Consider the following 3411-nt stretch of genomic DNA (forward strand, 5'->3'; position numbering starts at 1 on the left):
CACGCGCTACGACAAACGGCCCGAGAACTACATGGCCGCCCTCAAAATCATAGCAGCGAGGATCTGGTGCCTCAGCTTATGAGTCTACGGCCTAGTGGGGCTAAACACCTAGCCTATCGCGGCTCAACGACCGGCATAGACGGCGGAACAACGCGGCCCACCGGCGTTATGAGCGCCGCTACGTAGAATCCCCGCCCCGCAAGACTATTTAGTTACGCTGGAGCCGACAAGGTAGTCTTCATCGGACACAAGTTCCACCCAGGTAACCGCTTTCCCATCGAGGGCCTCGGCAATGGCAAAATGGATCACAGGAGCGCCGGCTGCGGCACTGCGCCGGCGATGATGAGAACTATATTTACGCTATAGCCCTCCGAAGTTCGCCTCAAGCAGGTCTGTCCCTATTTTAGAACTGCCAAAACTCAGGGAGTTGGCAAATTTAGGCGCCAATCCCGGCCGATCGCATTCACGGACGAAATTTTAGCGTTTCCACAAGAAGGGTGAAGGCGGCGGAGGAATGGCGCCTGTTGGCGTAATAAAGGTGATAGCCCGGCAGATCGGACGTGAACTTTGCCAATACCCCGGTCAGCCGGCCGGCATCGATATGGGGCTGAACCTGATCGAGCGGCAGATAGGCAAGCCCGAGCCCGTCGAGCGCGGCATCGAGAATGAGGTCGATGCTGTTGAGGACGAGCGGCCCGTCGATCCTCACCCGTATTTCACGCCCGCCGCGCATCAGGCGCCAGCCGTTCAACGTGCCGGAGGTCGGCAAACGAAGATTGATCGCGCGATGATCGACGAGTTGCGCCGGGGATGACGGTGGCGAATGCGTGCGAAAATACTCTGGCGATCCGACGATCGCCATCGGCGTGTCCGGCCCGATGCGCACCGCGATCATGTCCTTGGCGATGTCACCGCCAAGCCTGACGCCAGCGTCGAAACGATCTTTCACGACGTCAGCAAGGCCGTAATCGATGGTGATCTCGACCTTGATGTCGGGATTGCCGGGAAGCAGCCGTTTCATGGCCGGCACGATGATCGTTTTGGCCGCGTGTTCAACGCAGGTGATCCGGATCGTACCGGAAGGCCTGTCGCGCAGATCGCCCAGTTCAGCAATGGCGCTATCCAGATCGCGTAGCATCGGGCCCAACGTCGCTATCAGCCGCTCGCCGGCCTCGGTCGGCGCGACACTGCGCGTCGTGCGCGAGAGAAGGCGCACGCCCAGCCGCTCCTCGATTCGCCGCACGATCTGGCTGAGCGCCGACTGCGCCATGCCGAGGCGTTGCGCCGCCTTGGTGAAGCTGCGCTCCTCGGCGACCACCACGAAAGCGGCCAGATCGGCAATCTCATCCCGCCGCATTCATCACTCCAGTGATAGGCGCAATATAAATTACTCGTCTAATCAGACCAATCCTTTTCACCTAGATTGTGTCCATTGGCAAGGGCAAACCACGCGACGACAGCCCAGGCCGCAAGCGTTCAACCGAAGGAGACCGACAATGGGCAAGATCAGCTTCGCCAATTCGAACAACCCGACGATCACCATGTCGGCAGTTATCAACGTTCCCGAAGGCTTCGACGAGACGAAGACCTGGCCGGCTATCGTCGTCTCGCATCCGGGGGGCGGCGTAAAGGAACAGACCGCCGGCGCCTATGCTAAGAAGCTCGCGGATCAGGGCTTCGTCACCATCGCCTTCGATCGCTCCTATCAGGGCGAGAGCGGCGGCGAACCGCGCCAGCTCGAAAACCCCTACATCAGCACGGAGGATGTCAGCGCGGTCATCGATTATCTGACGACACTGTCTTACGTCGACAAGGAGCGGATCGGCGCCATGGGCATCTGCGCGGGGGCCGGCTACACGGCCAACGCCGCCATACAGGACCGCCGCATCAAGGCGATCGGCACGGTCAGCGCGGTGAACATCGGCTCCATGTTCCGCAATGGTTGGGAGAACAATGTCAAGTCGATCGACGCGCTGCCCTATATCGAGGCGGGATCGAACGCCCGCACCGCAGACGCCGGCGGCAGGGGCTATGCGACGATGCCGTTGGCGCCGCTGGCCGAGAAAGAAGCGCCGAACGAGGAACTGCGCCAGGCCTGGGAATACTACCACACGCCGCGCGCCGAGCATCCGACCGCGCCGGGCTTCGCGACGCTCCGCAGTCTCAGTCAGATCATCACCTATGACGCCTATCACATGGCCGACGTCTATCTGACCCAGCCGATCCAGATCGTCGCTGGTAGCGTGGCCGGGTCGAAGCGGATGAGCGATGATCTCTTCGACCGCGCTGCCAGCACCGACAAGGCGTTCTATGTCGTCGAGGGCGCCAATCACATGGACCTCTATGACGGACAGACGTTCGTCGACGAGGCGGTCTCGGTCCTCGCGGCCTTCTTCATGGACAAACTGTCCGCCAAGACCGCCGTCGCCTAGGCGGCTGAGTAACCCGATCCGGCGTGCGTCGGGAGCCTTCGGGTTCCCGGCGCCGCCCTGTACCCACAAGGAACCGCATCATGGAAACTGTCAGCATCCGCAATCCCGGCATGACTTGGGACATCGCCGCCAGCATCCATTTTCCACCCGACTTCGACTCCAGCACGCGCTACCCAGCAATCGTATCCAATCACCCCATAGGGAGCTGCAAGGAGCAGACCGCCGGGAACGTCTATGGCGCGGCACTCGCCGAGGCCGGCTTCGTGGTCATCGTGCCCGACGCGAGCTTCCAGGGCGCCAGCGGCGGCAGCCCGCGCTGGATCGAAGATCCCGAACAGCGTGTGAAGGACTATCGCGACGTGATCGATTACGCGCAGACATTGCCCTTTGTGGACCCCGAGCGGATCGGCATCCTCGGCATCTGCGGTGGCGGCGGCTATTCGATCAAGGCGACGATCATCGATAAGCGCATCAAGGCGCTGGTCAGCATTACCGGCGTGAACTTCGGGCGGCTGATGCGCGAAGGCTTCAGCCAGTTCGATCCGGTTGGCGCGCTCGAAAACATGGCGAGGCTGCGCACGGCCGAGAACGCCGGGGCCGATGGCGAGATCAATATCTTCCTGCCCCCCAACGTCGAGGCGGGCAAAGCGGCCGGTATCACCGACATCGACGTACTGGAAGCAACGGATTATTACCGCAATCGCTGCCCGGCCGAGGGATCGGGCACGCGGATGCTGGTGTCGCACGCGGCGCCGGCCATCGCTTGGGATGCCTTCGCCTTTGCCGAAACCCTGCTGATCCAGCCGATGATGGTGGTGTTCGGCGACAAGCTCGGCGGCTTCGGGGCCTATCGCGACGGTATGGAAATCTACGGCCGCGCCGCCTCTAGGCTGCGTTGACAAAAGGGATTCCCAAATCAGCCGAGGTTTGATTCAAGGGTTCTTCTTCGGAGGAGGTTCCCTTGGGCTATCCGAGCGAT

Annotated in this window: 3 protein-coding genes and 1 pseudogene; 3 read left to right on the top strand and 1 reads right to left on the bottom strand. The window is 61.7% G+C overall.

The window, feature by feature from the left end; genetic code table 11:
• Positions 1–82, top strand: a pseudogene (locus H512_RS27490) (IS5/IS1182 family transposase); the annotation flags it as partial.
• A 381-nt stretch (positions 83–463) separates the two neighbouring features.
• Here H512_RS27490 and H512_RS0119825 read toward each other — a convergent pair.
• On the bottom strand, positions 464–1357 hold the full coding sequence (locus tag H512_RS0119825; protein WP_026784887.1) for a LysR family transcriptional regulator: 894 nt from the start codon (positions 1355–1357) through the stop codon (positions 464–466).
• A 139-nt stretch (positions 1358–1496) separates the two neighbouring features.
• Between H512_RS0119825 and H512_RS0119830 the strand changes: the two genes are divergently transcribed.
• A complete protein-coding gene (locus tag H512_RS0119830) occupies positions 1497–2432 on the top strand; it encodes an alpha/beta hydrolase (protein ID WP_026784888.1) in 936 nt (311 codons plus the stop codon).
• Positions 2433–2512: 80 nt separating this feature from the next.
• Entirely contained in the window at positions 2513–3331 is an 819-nt protein-coding gene (locus H512_RS25190) for an alpha/beta hydrolase (RefSeq protein WP_053240090.1), read from the top strand.
• Positions 3332–3411 lie beyond the last annotated feature (80 nt).

The sequence above is a fragment of the Pleomorphomonas koreensis DSM 23070 genome, from assembly GCF_000425185.1.
In the GTDB taxonomy this organism is placed as follows: domain Bacteria; phylum Pseudomonadota; class Alphaproteobacteria; order Rhizobiales; family Pleomorphomonadaceae; genus Pleomorphomonas; species Pleomorphomonas koreensis.

What these genes read in the sequence shown, in the direction of transcription:
- H512_RS0119825 (WP_026784887.1), bottom strand. Translation starts at nt 1,357, where the DNA reads ATGCGGCGGGATGAGATTGCCGATCTGGCCGCTTTCGTGGTGGTCGCC.
- H512_RS0119830 (WP_026784888.1), top strand. Translation starts at nt 1,497, where the DNA reads ATGGGCAAGATCAGCTTCGCCAATTCGAACAACCCGACGATCACCATG.
- H512_RS25190 (WP_053240090.1), top strand. Translation starts at nt 2,513, where the DNA reads ATGGAAACTGTCAGCATCCGCAATCCCGGCATGACTTGGGACATCGCC.